Origin of the sequence: uncultured Methanobrevibacter sp. (assembly GCF_902764455.1) — an archaeon.
Lineage (GTDB): Archaea > Methanobacteriota > Methanobacteria > Methanobacteriales > Methanobacteriaceae > Methanocatella.
The window spans coordinates 16,693-33,921 of record NZ_CACWVY010000004.1 but is presented as its reverse complement, the minus strand read 5'-3'; the positions used below and the strand labels follow the sequence as shown (position 1 = coordinate 33,921).

The 17,229-nt window shown below is 32.4% G+C and carries 14 protein-coding genes; 12 read left to right on the top strand and 2 right to left on the bottom strand.

Annotated elements, in window-relative coordinates:
- Positions 1-107 precede the first annotated feature (107 nt).
- The 3 genes from QZU75_RS01700 to QZU75_RS01690 are packed head-to-tail and all read left to right on the top strand — an operon-like array spanning position 108 to position 2,859.
- Complete coding sequence (locus QZU75_RS01700) at positions 108-734, top strand: TetR/AcrR family transcriptional regulator (protein ID WP_296881222.1); 627 nt, start codon at positions 108-110, stop codon at positions 732-734.
- A complete protein-coding gene (locus QZU75_RS01695) occupies positions 734-1,834 on the top strand; it encodes a radical SAM/SPASM domain-containing protein (RefSeq protein WP_296881221.1) in 1,101 nt (366 codons plus the stop codon). The genes QZU75_RS01700 and QZU75_RS01695 overlap by 1 nt, the downstream gene beginning before the upstream one ends.
- Positions 1,834-2,859: a DUF116 domain-containing protein gene (locus QZU75_RS01690; protein WP_296881220.1), complete on the top strand. Its 1,026-nt coding sequence runs from the start codon at positions 1,834-1,836 to the stop codon at positions 2,857-2,859. The genes QZU75_RS01695 and QZU75_RS01690 overlap by 1 nt, the downstream gene beginning before the upstream one ends.
- On the opposite strand, the gene QZU75_RS01685 is transcribed toward QZU75_RS01690, so the two are convergent.
- The gene (locus tag QZU75_RS01685) at positions 2,856-3,815 is read right to left on the bottom strand and encodes a PLP-dependent cysteine synthase family protein (protein ID WP_296881219.1); all 960 of its coding nucleotides are present in this window, start codon (positions 3,813-3,815) and stop codon (positions 2,856-2,858) included. The two genes, QZU75_RS01690 and QZU75_RS01685, sit on opposite strands and share 4 nt — an antisense overlap.
- A 406-nt stretch (positions 3,816-4,221) precedes the next feature.
- On the opposite strand from QZU75_RS01685, the gene QZU75_RS01680 reads away from it, so the two are divergent.
- Together QZU75_RS01680 and surE are read left to right on the top strand one after the other, a co-directional pair.
- Complete coding sequence (locus tag QZU75_RS01680) at positions 4,222-5,208, top strand: hypothetical protein (RefSeq protein ID WP_296881218.1); 987 nt, start codon at positions 4,222-4,224, stop codon at positions 5,206-5,208.
- A 12-nt stretch (positions 5,209-5,220) separates the two neighbouring features.
- Positions 5,221-6,039 (top strand): 5'/3'-nucleotidase SurE, encoded by an 819-nt coding sequence (surE, locus tag QZU75_RS01675; protein WP_296881217.1) that lies wholly within the window; start codon positions 5,221-5,223, stop codon positions 6,037-6,039.
- Positions 6,040-6,103: 64 nt separating this feature from the next.
- On the opposite strand, the gene QZU75_RS01670 is transcribed toward surE, so the two are convergent.
- Positions 6,104-6,805 carry a type II CAAX prenyl endopeptidase Rce1 family protein gene (locus QZU75_RS01670; RefSeq protein WP_296881216.1) on the bottom strand — a complete coding sequence of 234 codons (702 nt, stop codon included), beginning with the start codon at positions 6,803-6,805 and terminating at the stop codon, positions 6,104-6,106.
- A gap of 339 nt (positions 6,806-7,144) precedes the next feature.
- Between QZU75_RS01670 and QZU75_RS01665 the strand changes: the two genes are divergently transcribed.
- The 7 genes from QZU75_RS01665 (at position 7,145) to QZU75_RS01635 (ending at position 17,062) form a co-directional block, all read left to right on the top strand.
- Positions 7,145-7,327: a hypothetical protein gene (locus QZU75_RS01665; protein WP_296881215.1), complete on the top strand. Its 183-nt coding sequence runs from the start codon at positions 7,145-7,147 to the stop codon at positions 7,325-7,327.
- Between the two features lie 194 nt (positions 7,328-7,521).
- On the top strand, positions 7,522-10,299 hold the full coding sequence (locus QZU75_RS01660) for an FmdE family protein (protein WP_296881214.1): 2,778 nt from the start codon (positions 7,522-7,524) through the stop codon (positions 10,297-10,299).
- A 211-nt stretch (positions 10,300-10,510) separates the two neighbouring features.
- On the top strand, positions 10,511-11,371 hold the full coding sequence (locus QZU75_RS01655) for a radical SAM protein (protein WP_296881213.1): 861 nt from the start codon (positions 10,511-10,513) through the stop codon (positions 11,369-11,371).
- Positions 11,372-11,488: 117 nt separating this feature from the next.
- On the top strand, positions 11,489-12,199 hold the full coding sequence (locus QZU75_RS01650; protein WP_296881212.1) for an alpha/beta hydrolase: 711 nt from the start codon (positions 11,489-11,491) through the stop codon (positions 12,197-12,199).
- A gap of 139 nt (positions 12,200-12,338) precedes the next feature.
- Positions 12,339-13,742: a pyruvate kinase gene (pyk, locus tag QZU75_RS01645; RefSeq protein ID WP_296881211.1), complete on the top strand. Its 1,404-nt coding sequence runs from the start codon at positions 12,339-12,341 to the stop codon at positions 13,740-13,742.
- 280 nt (positions 13,743-14,022) lie between these two features.
- On the top strand, positions 14,023-15,465 hold the full coding sequence (locus QZU75_RS01640) for a GNAT family N-acetyltransferase (RefSeq protein ID WP_296881210.1): 1,443 nt from the start codon (positions 14,023-14,025) through the stop codon (positions 15,463-15,465).
- Between the two features lie 166 nt (positions 15,466-15,631).
- Positions 15,632-17,062 (top strand): B12-binding domain-containing radical SAM protein, encoded by a 1,431-nt coding sequence (locus tag QZU75_RS01635; protein WP_296881209.1) that lies wholly within the window; start codon positions 15,632-15,634, stop codon positions 17,060-17,062.
- The last annotated feature ends 167 nt before the right edge of the window (positions 17,063-17,229 follow it).

Below are 17,229 nucleotides of genomic sequence, written 5' to 3'. Positions count from 1 at the left end.
TTTTAGTTACACACATTCAATTTTGTTGTCAATGATTAATACTTGTTTAGTAACATTTATATAAGATGTATTAAATAGTATACCTAACGAACGGTAGGTAGGATAATATGAGTACTAAAGAAAAAATTTTTGATGCAGCACTGGATTTATTTTCAAAAAAAGGATATGATTCAGTTTCACTAAGAGAAATAGCTGAAGAAGTGGGAATTAAAAAAAGCTCAATTTACAGTCACTATCCATCAAAGGAAGCAATACTCATGGATATATTCGAGTACTTCACTGACTTTTTCGCATATGATGAAACCCTTAACAGCAAGGAATTTACTCTGGATGGCGAAAATGAAATACTCCTGGAAAATCCGGAGATGTTCTATCATATGGGATCAGAAGCCCTGAAAGGGATGCTCTCACAGGAGAGAAACCTTAAAATCTGGAAACTTATTTTTATCCAGATGCATCATAATGAAAACATAAGGACATTCTTCCAAAATGAGATACTTGTAAAGCCGCTGGTTTTCTGGAACGGTTTCTTTACAATACTAAAGGAAAAGGGAATTATCAAAGCCGATTCAAATCCAAAGCTTCTTGCCAAGGAATATTACAGTTTTCCAATTTATCTGTTACTGGAGATGTCTGCAAAATATGAAGACATACCTCCTGAATTAATAGACAATTTCTTTGATGAAGCGGAAGCTCATGTCCGGTTCCTCATAGATTCAGTGAGGGTGAAATAATGGCAGAGAACAATTTTGATGTTCAGGATTATCTGAATATTGGTGTTGAAAATATCCTTAAAGATGCATTAAAGGCTACACTGAAAAATCCCAAGGAAAGTCTGTATCTACTTAAATTCTCAAAACACGCTAAAAAAGCTACTAAAATACGAGAGAAATACCATGAAAATGGTAAAGATATTCCTGTATTTTTGATAGCAAGCATAACAAGCAGATGCAATTTGCATTGTACCGGATGCTACTCAAGAGCCAATGATGCATGCAATGATTCACAACCCCTTAATCAGCTTACAGCAGAACAATGGAATGAGATATTCAATCAGGCAAGAGATGTCGGAATAAGCTTTATTGTTCTTGCAGGTGGTGAACCATTGCTTAGGCAGGATATAATAACAAAAGCCAGCGAATATCCTGAAATTCTATTTCCGATATTTACAAATGGAACCCTTCTCGATAAAAATTATTTAAAGCTGTTTGATAAAAACAGAAATCTCGTCCCTGTTCTTTCCATTGAAGGTGATGAGAAAATCACTGATTCAAGACGTGGAGATGGTGTTTATAAACAGCTGGTAGATTCAATGGAATCAATGAGAAAAAACAATATCATTTTCGGAGCATCACTGACATTTACAAAAGGAAATATCCCTAATTTGCTTTCAAATGATTTCATAGAAAAACTACATAATTTCGGATGCAAAGTAGTGTTTTTCATAGAATATGTTCCAGTCAACAATCAGACTGTTAATCTTGCACCAAGTGATGATGAAAGGGAGTTACTGTTAAGTGAACTTGCCCGTTTACGCAGCCAATACTCAGACATGCTGTTTTTATCATTTCCAGGAGATGAAAAGGAATCTGGAGGATGTCTTGCTGCAGGAAGAGGATTTTTCCATATTAACTCACATGGCGGTGCCGAACCCTGTCCCGCTTCACCATATTCCGATATAAATGTATGCGACACTTCCCTTCTTGAGGCACTGGATTCAAAATTATTCAAATCTCTAAGAGATGGTGGAATTCTCATGGATGACCATGAAGGAGGATGCGTTTTATTTGAACATAAAGACGATGTTGAAAGGATATTGGAAGAGGTGAAATAATGGTTGGGGATATCTTTCCTTATAGGTTGGATAATGACTATTACAATAATGTAAAGCAATTCTGCGATGAATTCATTGAGTTTGCCCGTCAGTTCAATTTTAAAGATGATGAAGAATCTCTTGAAGCATTGTGCATAGGTGTCTACTGGTATCTATATGGCACAACAGCACTTGATTTAAACAGCAACATTCACCAGACCTTGGCAAATCTTGCTGAATACAGAAGAGCATTTCCTGAAGACAAGCCTTTCATTGATGAGCTGAGAGGCAAACTATTGACAAAATTCCTCTTTAAACCATTTAAGGAAAATCATGAAAAACTGACAAAGGAAAACCTTGAATTGTTAATTAATTTTCTTGAAGCCACAGGAGATTATATGGACCATCTTTCACATTATAGAAATTTCACCCACAGTCTTGATGACTGTCTTACATTAACGGAATGGTTTTCCAAAAACAGCTCCAAATTCCTGGAACAATATACATGTAATCTTGAAAATTATCTTGAAAACAACACATCCAATCATCTCATGGAGGAAGATGTGATATTTTACCATGGTCATGAACTTGAATATCATTTAAACATGCTTGGGGCCGAGATAATGAATAGGATATTCAGGAAGGATTTTGATAAAAGGAAAAGAAAGGCAATAATACTGCCGGGATGCATGAATGCAAACAATAAAAAATGCAAAGCAAAAGAAGACAGATTGGGTGATGTCTGCACATTCTGCAATCCAAAATGCAATGTGTATAAAATAGCTAAGAGATATCCTGATAATGAAGTTTATATAGTTTCTCATGAATCAACAGCATTTAAAGGTGCAAAAAAAGAGGATATGGATGAATTGGGAATTATTGGCATAACTTGCGTATTGAATCTGATTTCTGGCGGATGGAAATCATCAAATCTTTCAATTCCACCGCAATGCGTCCTATTGGAACATGTTGCATGTAAAAGCCATTGGCTTGATGAAGACATTTACGGTGAAATCAATGAAGATCAGCTGGATTTGAAAGTTTAAATCACTTCAAATCCTATAAGTCTGATTTTATTGGATATCAGTTCTGAATTATCATCAAGAGGTTCTGATAATTTTGTAGTTATGTATTTTTTATTGTCATCTGGAAAAACAGTAGCTATTTTGTATTCGTCGCTATCCATCAAAACACTGGCAAGGAAGTTTGCACCACTGGAAATACCGATTCCCAAGCCGAATTCCTTAGCTATCTTTTTTGACATGTTGATAGCGTCACAATCATGAATTAAAACAATGTCATCAATTAAATCTTGATTTACAATTCCCGGAATAAAGTCGTCACCGATTCCTTCAATCAAATGACTTCCTTCTTCCATTCCCATTTTAAGGATGGATAAAGTGGATGGTTCAAGGGCAAATATTTTTGAATCAGGATTATTGTCTTTTAATCTTTGACCTATTCCAATAAGGGTTCCTCCGGTTCCGATGCCTGAAACAAATGCATTTACATCAGGAACTGCATCAATGATTTCCTGGCCTGTTGTTTTATATTGTGCTTCAGGGTTTAATTCATTGTCAAATTGAAGAGGTCTGAATGCATTGTTTTCATCAGCAAATTCTTCTGCAAGTTCAAGTGCCTTTTTAAATCCTCCCTCTTCTTTGGATACAAGATGAACATGAGCTCCGTACATTTCAATCAGTTTTCTTCTCTCCAGTGATACCCAATCCGGCATGAATATATGTACGTCATGGCCGTAAAGTGCACCTATTGCACTGAATGATATGCCAGTATTTCCGCTTGTAACCTCAACAATAGCTTGACCATCAGCCAAATTTCCATTTTCTCTTTCTTTTTCAATAATATATAATGCAATTCTGTCTTTTATACTTCCGGAGTAATTGTAGTATTCTAGTTTGGTGTAAATGCTGCCTTTTTTTCCTTCATATTCATAATCAATTTTTATCATTGGCGTATTACCAACTAACTTTCCAATATTCATAACTTTCCATCCAATTAAATAATATAATTTAGATATGTTTTTTGCATAAAAAATACTTTTTTATTGAATGCTATATTTTTTTGAAAATTTTGAATCTTGAAAAAAGATTTGAAAATTCAGGATTTACGATGAAGATTAAAAGAGTTCAGTTTTATAGTTTTCCCGAAAACAGGTGCAATATAGGAATAGGGGCAATGATTTCTATTAAAAGACAATTAATGTATAGATATTCCTGGTCTAAATAATATGGATGCCTATTAGACCAAATATGTCAAAAATTTAAATCAATCCATAATATTCTTTAAATAGTTAATTTCTATTTAACAGTAAACATGTTATACTCCAATTAATGTCATGGCATTTCCACTAAATATAAAAATTATTATCTACAAAATTATCTTTAATTATGTTTGAAACTAATAGTATTTCTCAAAAATTTTCGCTTAAATATGCTGATAATGTGCCAAAAGGCTATGATATTTCAGAAATTCAATTCACATTTGATTTCATTTATCTTGTTTTGAAGCGTGAAGCAAGCATTGCTGCTGCTGTTGAAAGTGTTTCAAATGAATATGGATTATCAAAGGATTATCTGATGGATTATTTTATTGAAAATAAATATATTCTTGATAAGCGTGATTTCAACGATTTTTCAAAGCAAATCAAAGACTACAATACAAAAAGTCTAAAGAAACTTCTCAAAAAGCATGGCCTGAAAAAATCCGGAAAAAGAAATACGCTTGTAAAAAGGATATTTGAAAATAATCTGCTTGGAGGAGGTTATCGGATATCTTCAAAATCCAAGGTATTCTATAAAAACAAGAAAAGAAGGATTAGGATTTTTGAAGAGTATCTTTCAGATAATTATTATTTCACTGAATTTAATGACTTTTATATGGACAACTATAGAAAGAAAAAGGATAAAATACCTGTTGAATTCATTAACAGACATATAGAAAAGGCAATTGATGAAAAAAATCACAGTAATTTTATTTTTAACAATCAAATAATGGCAGAGCATTATTTCAATACTGAAAAGCATAAGAAAATGCTTGAACATGTCCTTAAAATTTACTGCATGAACCTGAATACTATATGGAAAATTGACGAGCTGAAAGACCACGGAGGTTTTTCTTATGAAACCTATAATCAGTTAATATATCTTAATGGCAGGTTTGGCAGAAATATTGTTATTTCCACTTATTATTACATTTGGAATTCCTTTGAATTTGAAAATATAATCGTTTCGAAATATGAGGGATACAGATATCTCAAGGACATACTGAATCTAAAGAGCTATCAAAAAATTATCCATAATTTGCAAGACCGCTTTTATAATAATGAAGATTTGCATATCAAGAAAATAACTCAAAAGACATTATTTGACTTTTAGGATTTGATTATAATGAATATTTTAATATCTAATGATGATGGTGTTTTTGCACCAGGAATATTGGCTGCAAAACAGGCTGTAGAAGATCTGGCTAATGTTACTGTAGTAGCGCCTGACAAAAACAACAGCAGTGTAGGCCGCAGAATATCCCTTTTTAAACATTTGAAATTGGAAAAGTGTGAACTTGAAGACGGAAGTTTGGCTTATTCAGTTTCAGGAAGTCCGGCAGACGCCGTCATTGTAGGCGCCAATTATGTAATGGATGAAAAACCTGATTTAGTCATTACTGGAATAAACCAGGGAGTTAATATAAGCTGTGATATTACATCTTCAGGTACTGTATGTGCAGCTTTTGAGGCTATAAGTCTAGGTATTCCAGCCATTGCAGTTTCACTTTTTATAGATCCTAAAACTGCATTCAAACAGGATGAAAACGGCGAATGGTATGTGGACTATGATTTTACATTAACAAAGAAAGTTTTGCATGACATTGTATTAAAAATAATAAATGAAGGATTTCCAGAAGGGGTTGACCTATTTAATCTTAATGTACCATCAAATTATGAATCACCTGAAGTTAAAATAACCAGTCTAGCACATAAAATGCTTGATAAACACGTAATAGACAATACAGATGAGGAAAAAGCGGAAATATTTAACCATCCTCTCGATGAAAATCAGAACAGTGACAATTTGATAATGATTGCATCTGATCTGGTATCTGAATATGATAAAGGAACTGACGGATATGCTCTTCTTGTTGAAAAAAGGCCTAGTTTAACTCCTCTAAATGTCAATATGACTTCAAAAGATTTGAAGGATTGGTATTAATTAAAAAAATATTGTGCTGACTTCAGTGAAATCAACACCTAAAAAATCAGTTTTTTTAATGATATTAAATTAATGTGAGCAATTCAAAGAATATCGGTATACAGTCATAGAGCAGATGGCTTGCATATGTAACCATAATATTTTTGGTTTTTAAATACAGATACATTTCAAAAATTGACCCCAGACCCTGAATGAGAAGCACATTAACTACACCTCCATAAAATCCTGCATGAAGAAGGCCGAATGCAGCAAGTGTAATGATTAAAGAAAATATTATAGACTGTTTTCTGTTTAAGAAGCGATATACTATATGCATCACAATGATAAGCAAAATTACTTTAAACAGTTCCTCACCCATCAGCTGAATTGCCATGGATAGAAATGATATTATTGTTGTTGTTTGTGCTTCAGCATCAACGGGAGCTTTACTCGCCAATCCTAAAAGACTTAAAATATAAAGCATTCCAAATGAATATGCTGCCTGTAGAAAAACAACTATTAAAATAGGTGTTATATCATTGCGCCTGATTTTTCTAAACATCAAACTCCAGTTTCCCTTCAAAACATACAATGTGGGAACAAGCAAAACCAGACAGAAAAGCAGTGAGTTTACTTCATCTGACGCTATTATCGGAACTATCAAGACAACATAAAAGAGTATTAAACCCAGCGCCAAAAGGCCCCATTCAAATTTTGATAGCTTTGGTATATTATTATAAAATGGAATGTCATATTCCTTTTCTTCAAAATTAAAAAAATCTTCCATAAAACTAATTTTATTAAATTCAATATATAACATTTGTCTAATACTTAACATTTAGTAAAAAATGGCAATTAGTTTCTAGATAATGAAAAATTTAAATTATAAAAAACGGTGTTTTTTAGCTTTGTTTAACAGACTGATATAAATTAATAATCTTAAACACTGATTTTATAAGAAAAATTATTTTAAGTTATCTTTTTAATCCTATAATGTTGAATTTTTTTCAATTAAAATGTTACAGCAACTGATAAGAGTCTAACAATAACTCCTTCTATACCGTTTATGTAGAATGACTGTGTAGAAAGAGTTATTGTTGATATTCCTGCAACGGTAAATACTGTAATGTTATTTATCGTATGTAAAGCAGTTGAAACTTCTAAACATTACAGTACCAGGCAAGATATTCCAAAGAAAATTCCACTTACTAATACATCAATTAGGGTCAAATATATTATAAAAATGAGCAAATCCAAAATAATTGCTGAAATGATTATTGCAAAGATTGGTATTTTAAACCCGATTTAAAAATTATTTATTTTCTGTCTTATTTTTGCAATATTGTAGAAAATTTAAATAGTGTAATACTATTTTTATTATTTTTAATATATTAGTAATAAATATATTTAAATAATTATTAATACAACAATTTTTATGTAGGGATATAACATCGTTAAGAAGTTATGTTCACTACGTTTAAGAAAAATGGGGGAGAAAAATAAATGAATAAACAGTATTTATTCATAATCATGGCGATTGTTTGTTCATTATTTTTAGTTGGTGCTGTTTCAGCTCATGATGCTGATGTTTTGGCTGATTCAAATGATCAAGTCAAAAATCCGATTGATGTTGAAGTAAATTATGAATATAATGAAAATATTAATCCTCACTTTGTTATAACACAGGGAGACAATACTATTGATTATCAAAAAACTTCAAAATCTACAAATTCATACAGTATTAATCTAAATAATGCAACAGATGGTCAGTATACCTTATCAGTATATTCTCCAGGTTATGAAACTGTATCACAAAATATCTCTGTTGGTTCAAATCAATTAAATAATTTAGTATTCAACCTTAAACCTACAGACAATTATAAAATTGGTTATGAAATCACCAGTGATGCAAACAAAAGACTTAACTTTGCAAGCGCTGATGATGTTTTAGTAATTACTACTGCAGGTTTAACTAGAATTAACGATACAACCACAGAAAATGTTTTAGATGGAATAATCAATGCAGCAGATGGCTATGTAACATATGGTCAAGGAAATATTTTAACATTATCTGCAATAAGAAGTGATCCGACTAATTTTGGATTTGTAGCCAGAAAAGGAGATAGTCTAACAATGGCTTTCTATAAAAACTGCAATATAAATCCTGTTTATGTTGGAACTATTAACAGCGCAAATATGAATGATAAAAAATGGAAAGAACTGCAAAATCTTTTAGGAAAAGAAGATGCATATTCCTATGTCAGCTTAGCTAATGCATGGGCTGCAGGATTGCCTTCAGATATTCTGACACAGGCAGCTTATCACGGACATGTTTGTACTGGTCTTGTTAGCGGTCAGGCAATGATTCACACATTAATCAAATATTTCCCACCAAGAGGTGAAACTGGTGTAGCTCCACTTGAAAATACAGCATATTATGTTGTTGCAGTTCCTGGAGGATCTGATGATGATGCATTCACATGGTCTATGGATATTACTCCTGGTAAAAGAGCTTACATTGGTATCGACACAATGGTTAATAAAACTATGACAGGTTTTATCAGATGGGATGAAAGTGCAAACACCGGTATTTTAATTTTAATGACCTATAATGAAGACGGACTTAAAAATGAATTTAAAAAACTGACTAAACTTAATCCGGATGCAAGTGCAGCCAATGATTTGAAATATCAAAAATGGTTGATTGATAAATTAAGCAGTGACCCTGAATCTTTAGTTACTATTGTCGCACAATATGGAAATTTAACTAATGACCAGTTAGTACAGTTAATCGGAACTAGTGATGCAAGTATTGATATAGATGCCAGAGGATTAGACTTGGATTATATTAACAGTTTAAACTTGCCTACCATTGGTCCTGATTCCACTAAAGATTTATCAAAAGATACAATTTCCAATCAAGCTTTAAAAAGCATTGGTATTGAAGCAGCGAACATTGCAATTGATCATTTTAAAGAATTGAATATTACTATTGAAAAAGATATGCAAAATTTCTACGTTTTAACAAGTGCTGGTTTTGTACGTATCAATAATACTGACACTTCCATGGTCTATGACGGCATTGCTGAAGTTTTAGGCTCAAGATTAAGCAGAGCAACATTACTTCCAGTTCATACAGGATTATGGAAAGAACTTGTATTTGATTTCTTCTGGTTAGATCCAACAAATAATACAAATACTGCCTCTTTCAGTTTATTATACAACCAAACAACCGGTAAATTTGAAGTATGTCCACAAAATTACAATATCCAAGATAATTCAATTAAATATAATCCTGCATACGATACTTTACTTGCATGGCTATTCCATAACCATGTATGTCCTGGAGGATCTCCTGGTATATTGCTTGCAGATAAAGTATTTGATGAATTGCCATTGGGTGAAAATGAAAGCTATATGCTTGTAACTACATTAGCATACTGTAAAGAAGATACATTGTCCAGATTACTTGGCGTATCTCCAGGTATGCAAAACTACTATAACTTAAGAGTTTCTGAAATTACAGCTGATGCAGGAAATAAGGCCAGTTATTCTAACATTATTGTTCGTTGGAATTCTGAAACCAAAACCGGTGATGCAACTTTAGTTACAATTGCTTTTCCTAAATTTGCAACTGGCGGTTCTGCAAACTATGAGGAATGGAACAAACTATTTAAAGGAGATTATTCCTCTCCAGGTTTGGTAAGACCTCCTCTTATAGAACTTAGCGTAACTAAAGAAATAAATGAAGACATGTTAAACACTATTATTGCAGGTGCATATGATACTGAAGCAGGAGATGCCGTTCAATATTTCTTCGGTTTAGATGAAAAACTCCCTGAAGCTCCAGCAAATGGCAATACTGACAATAATGATGGTGGAAATACTAAAGTAGACAACGGTGGTTCTAAAAAATCAGGTTCTTCAGCTAAAAACAGTGGCAGCAGCTCAAAAACATCTAACTCAAATAATAGAGGGTCTTCAAATAATGGTGCATCTTCAAATGTTGTATCCAGAAGTTCAACAGGATACTCATCATCAGTTGGCCAATCTTCCGATCCTTTAACTGTTTCCGCTGCATCTGAAGCAACTCCTGTAAGTGACAATCCACAAAATACAGCTTCTCCTAATAAAAATGCAAAAAGTTCACCTAGTGAATCTAAAGCATATGAAGTTCAAAAATCTGTTCCTAAAACAGATTCCAACAACTTAATCTATGGATTAGCATTCATTTTAGTAATTGGAGCTATTGTTGGACTTGTTTATATAAAACGTAAATAAATAGATATTTTCCTTTTTGGAAAATATTTATTTTTCTTATTTTTTTTAGGTTTAAAATAATATTCTAATTTATATTAGCACTATCTTTTTAATTAAATAAATATAACAAGACAAAACATCTGTTTAACTAGAATGTCAATTATTATATTTATTTCATTTTTCCATATGATTATGAGAACTTTATTATAACATTAACGCTAAACCTCATATCATGCATTATGTAAAAGCCAAGGGTATCTTCACATCTGATTATGGTATAAACCTGTATAGGGGTTGCACTCATGGGTGTATCTATTGTGACTCCAGAAGTGAAATTTATCAGCTTAAACATAAGTTTGAAGATATTGAAGTGAAGGAAAATGCAGTGGAATTGCTTAAAAAGGAATTAATCAGGCGTAAACCTTTCATGGTTGTAACAGGAGCAATGACTGACCCATATATTCCAATTGAAAAAAGATTGCAGCATGTACGCAAATGCCTGGAATTAATCTACAGGTACGGATATGGATTTTCATGCCTTACAAAATCAGATCTGATTTTAAGGGACTTGGATTTGCTTAAAAAGATTAATGAAAAAACGAAAGTTGTTGTTCAGATTACTTTAACCGTCGCCAATGATGAATTGTGCAAAAAAATTGAGCCGAATGTCTCACAGACATCAAAACGTGTGGAAGTTCTTGAAAGATTAAATGAAAATAATATTCCTGCAGTTGTCTGGCTGTCTCCAATATTGCCTTATATTAATGATACTGAGCAAAACATTAACTCCATTTTGGACTGGTGTATTGATACAAATGTCAAAGGCGTTTTGAATCTGGATATGGGTTTGTCAATGAGGCAGGGAAATCGGGAATACTTCTATAAAAAGCTGGATGAAAATTTTCCGGGTCTTAAGGAAAAATATGTTGAGGAGTTTAAAGACCAGGAATTTATATATGGCAGGAATTATCGAAAATTAAAAGGAATTATAAAAAATAAATGTCAAAAATATAAGATATTATATAAACAAGATGATATATTTAATTATATTCATGAATTTCCTTGCAATTCTGTTCAGTTAAAATTAATTTAGATTAAACGATTTTTTTTAAAATAATTTAAACAATAGTTTAAATAATAAAACTTACATATATATTTTGTAATTACAACATTTGTTAGTTGTTTGTATAATTATATCGGAGAGATTTTTATGAATAAAAAAATTATTATAGGCATTATTCTGTTCCTTATAATATTTGTCGGGGGTTTTTTTGTATATGCCCAATTTTATTATCATGCTGAAAAAACTGCAACAGATTATCTGAATGGAACAGAAGAAGTAAATGTGACTAAAGTCTCAAATGGACTATTTTTAGATGGTTCCGGTAATAACACTACCATCATATTCTATCCAGGAGCCAAAGTTGAATATACCTCATATCTGCCACTGTTTATGGATTTGGCCAGTGAAGGCATTGACTGTTATCTTGTTGAAATGCCATTTAACCTTGCATTCTTTGCAGTAAACAGTGCTGACGACATTATTAAAAATTCAAGTTATGAACATTATTTCATGGCAGGTCATTCATTAGGAGGAGCTATGGCCAGTTCTTATGTAAACAAAACAACAAACAACATAACAGGTTTGATATATCTATCATCCCACTCTCCGGATGAAATTCACGTTCCTGTTTTATCAATTCGCGGTACAAATGATGGTGTCATCAATTTGACAAGTTATAATCAAGCCAAATCTCTGATGAAAAACAATTTCACAGAAATAATAATCAATGGTGGAAACCATGCCCAATTCGGATATTACGGAAACCAATCAGGAGACGGACAGGCAAACATCACCCCTGAAAGCCAACAGAATCAAAGTGCTGAGGCAATATTAAAATTCATTGATTATTATACTTAATAAGAATTATTTAACACCACGCTCCTCTTTTTTTAAAACTTAAATTTGTTCATGACTTTATATATAGTATTAAATATTATTAATTAGATATCTTTATTCATTACTCGTAATTTCAAAAAACTTAGATGGGGAATAATTAATGAAGAAAACAAAAGTCATCTGCAGCATAGGTCCGGCTAGTGATTGTGTAGAAGTGATGGGAGAAATGGTTAACAGAGGCATGGACTGTGCACGTATTAATCTTAGTCATGCTACATATGAAAGCATACCTAAAACAATTGATGTCATAAGACAGGTCCGCAAAGAATATGGTCGGCCTGTAGCTGTTATGTATGATACTAAAGGACCGGAATTTAGAACTTTAACATTTAAGAACGGAGGAGTGTCTCTTAAAAAGGATGATACAATCCGAATGAGTGCAGTATGCCTAGTTGGAAATGAAAAGGAATTCGGAGTAAATCATGAAAACGCAGTCAACATGATAAATATAGGAGACTCAGTTCTTATAGACAATGCATTGTTTGAATTGGAAGTCATCGACAAAGGTGAAAACTATGTGGTTTTGAAAGCTTTAAGCGAGGGTAAAATTGAAGATCACAAATCCATCAATGTCCCGGGTGTTGATTTACAATTGGAATTCATGAGTGAATCTGACAGAAAAGACATTGCTTTTGCAGCACAGCATGCCTGTGATTATTTGGCTTTATCCTTTGTAAATGCAAGGGAAGACGTAATTGCTGCTCGTGAAATTATAGAAGAAGCCGGAGGTGACGCACTCATCATCTCAAAAATTGAAAGCAAAAAGGGCATCGATAATATAGATGAAATTATTGAGGAATCTGATGGAATTATGGTAGCTCGAGGTGATTTGGGAGTTGAAGTTCCTCTGGAAGAGTTGCCTATTCTTCAAAAGAACATTATCAGAAAATGTCGTCAAAAAGGCAAATTCGCTATTGTCGCTACTGAAATGCTTGCTTCCATGCATGATAATCCAAGACCAACAAGAGCAGAGGTTTCAGATGTAGCCAATGCAATATTGGATGGAACCGATTGTGTAATGCTGTCAGGAGAAACAACTGTTGGAGAGCATCCTATTGAATCTGTTGAAATAATGAGCAAAATATGCAGATATGTGGAATCAACAATTGATTATACAAAACATGTCGCTTACAAGGGAACAATAGGCATTAGCGATACTATTGCAAAACTGGTTGTTGATGCTGTGGAATTTTCGGATATTAAATTAATTGTTACAACCACAATGACAGGTTTTACCGCTCGCCGAATTAGCAATTTCCGGCCAAACTCCATAATCATGGCATGCTGTCCGTCTAATCATATAGCTGAGAAGGTTATATTGAACTTTGGAGTCAAACCTATAGTCACAGATATATATGAAAGCACTGATGAAATGGTTAATAATGCAAAAAAAATAGCTCAAAAGGAATTTAATCTAAACAAAGGTGATTTAATAGTAGTTACAGGAGGTCTTCCACTAGGCAAAGCCAAAAAAACCAGTTATTTAAGAATAGTTGAAATCTGAAATAGATAACTATTTCTTTGCTTTAACGGATTTACCATTATAGCTACTCTAAAATTCATTTTTCATCCAATTATGACATTATAATATTTTAAATTTACCAAAATCTACATAATTATATCCAATTTTTCTGTATATGATTTCTTAACTAAAAAACAAGGACAAACTAATATATTTAACTCATCTTTTTTTTGATTAGTTTCTTAATAGGTAAGATATTTAAATAGAAAAGATTAAAATTTAATTAATAATTTATTAATTATGGTTAATCTTTGGTGATTCAATGGTCGGGAATATTATAGTAAGGCAGGACGATACACAAAGGGTATTTTTATCTGAGGGTCTGCTGGATGTTGAAGAGATTTTAAAAACCAATTATGACTATATATACGAATCAATTCAAAATGAAAACTTTATTTTAAAATATAATCAGTGCAATCTCTTTAAGGAGTTAATATTTGACAGCAAAGTAGTGGGATTTTGCACATATGACTTTTCAAGGCAGTTCATCACAGCAGCATTAAACAATATCTATGTTCTTCCAGAATTCAGAGGTAAAGGCATTTTTAAAAATGAAATTTTAAAAACCCTTGAGGAACATAACAAACCCAGCATAATGGAGCCTACACGACTGATTGTTGAATTGCTCATCAGATATGGTTTTGCAAGAAAAATTCAGGATAATATTGTTGCAAGCGCAATTGAATTCATAATTCCTGGCGAAAATGTCGTAACAAACAGAAGCTATGAAAATGAGGAGTTGTCAACACACTTCTATGATTTGAATATTTGCGCAAGCATACATGTCCTTGATTTTAACAATGCTCATATAGCATATAGCGCTCCTCTAAATTATGATATAATTCACTATGACTGCATTGAAAAGCGCAAAAGCATTGATGAAAATTATTTTCTGGAAATCAGGGATTTCTTTCAAAACAATGATGTTGAACTGATGAATATACTGGTTGATTTGGAGGAAAGCCTTCCAATTAAAAACTACACTCTTGAAGAGGTAATTGGTCCTGAAGACAGCTTTTCACAATATATTCAATCATTAATTGACGATGGACATGTAACCTATCAAAAAGCAATAGCCATTAAAAAACAGATTAAAGAGGAATATGAAGCTGGAATGATTTTAAATGAATCTTTGCTTATAAGACTTGCCTATCTTTTTGATGAAAATGTTAATCCCACAATCAAATCTCATGATGACGTTTGTCCATATTGCAGCATGCCGATAGATGACCATGACAGATTCTGCCATTTCTGCGGCATTAACCTTGGCTATGATTTGGATGAAACCCAAAATAATTTGATGGAATCCTTAAACACATCAGATAGTGATTTTAAAGAGGATATACGTTTTGTTTCATATAAGTTTTTAAAATTGATTGATGAGAAAATCCCTCTTGATTATGCAATATTTACAATCGAAAACAATTATAGTATAATCTGGGATGAACTGGACTCTTTTTTAAGAAAAAACAGCTATCTTATTGATGGAAATCTTACAGATGAAGGTCGTTTATTTTTGGAAAATCATCCTCTCTATTACTGGGAAAAATATGATATGGGAATCGTTAACTATAGTGATTTTGAAGATTATTTTTGGGCAAATTCACATTTGGATGGAATTGAAATCTGCTTAAACTTTTTAAATGAATATGGTGATGATGAATATGTATCAGACATAATTGATGATATAAAAAAGGATGTTTGATTAAGTATCAGACATCATTAACATATTCCAGATTAAAAAAAGAAATAAATAAAAAAAATATTTTAATAAAATGACAAATATTTTATGTGAAATTTAGAGATATTTAATAAATGTTCAATACAAAAATTATAAATATCTTGAAAACTTTAAAAGAAATAGTGATATGATGAAAATAACTTTTTTAAATCCTCCTCAAACTAATTCAAAATACAAATTTTTAGGTGTAGTGGCTCCGTCTCTTGGAATTGGATATATGGCTGCAGTCCTTGAGACAAACGGATATGATGTTGATGTTATTGATGCTACTGCTCTTGAATTGACCTATGATGAAATAGGCGAGGAAATTTTAAAAAGAAATCCTGATATTGTATCCATATCTGCTCTGACACCGACAATAGGAGTTGCACTTGATTCAGCCGATAAAATAAAACAGGTTAAACCTGATACTATTGTGGTTTTAGGAGGATATCATCCTACCTTTGAATATAAAAGTGTTCTTGAAGAAGAAAGCGTTGATGTTGTTGTCAGAGGGGAAGGAGAATATACATTATTGGAGCTTGTTAAAACCATTGAAAATTTCGGTGATTTAAAAACAGTTAAAGGATTGGCATTTCATGATGAAAATGATAATTCATTAGTATTGACTCCAGACCGCCCGATTATACAGAACCTGGATGAACTGCCATTTCCTGCATTCCACTTATTTCCAATGGATAAATACAGAATTCTGAATCATACCACATATATTGCAACCATTATCACAACAAGAGGATGTCCTATGCAGTGTTCATTCTGCTCATCTGCTGCACTTCACGGTAACAAATTAAGGAGAAGATCATATTCCAATGTTGTTGATGAAATAGAGATGAGACTCCTGGAAGAAAACATTGACACCATTGCATTTATGGACGATACATTCACATTAAACAAAAAATTCGTCTATGACTTTTGCCGTGAAATTGAAAGGCGCAATCTTAATTTTAAGTGGGGTTGTACTTCAAGGGTAGATACCCTGGATGAGGATCTGCTGCAAACCATGAAAGATGCAGGTTGCATTACCCTTTTTATAGGTGTTGAAAGTGCAGACCAGCAAACACTTGATAAGATGAACAAAAACATCACAGTTGCCAAAACCGAGAATGCATTTAAACTTGCCCGAAAAGTTGGAATTAGAACTATAGCATCATGTGTTATCGGTATGCCTGAAGATACTCGCTCCAGCATTCAAAAAACAATTGACTATGTTAAAAAATTAGACCCTAACTATGCATTGTATAGTCTAGCTACTCCATATCCTGGAACCCGATTCTATAATGAAACATTCAAAAAGAATTTAATTAACATTACAGACTGGTCCAAGTACACTCTTTTAAATCCAGTTTTGAAAACAGTTGACTGCACAAGCAAAGAACTTAGAAGCATTCAAAAGAAAGCTTTCCTTAAGTTTTATTTACGCCCGAATTATCTTTTCCGCCAGGTTTCAATGGACGGATTAGGCCTTTTAAAAACTGTTTTAAGTGTTTCAAAAACAATACTTAAAAAGCAAACTAACGGAAATACTGATTACAATAAAACAAATGTCAATAAGGGCAAGTAATCAATAATCTATTAATATTATATAGTCAGATTGATGTTCATTACCATTTAATTAGCTCTATTTTCACAATCTTTATATTTGCGATTTTTTCTTAATTCTGAATGTGTTGAACCGTGATACATGTACAAATGCAGTTTAAAATATTTCAACTGATAACTCTATTTTTA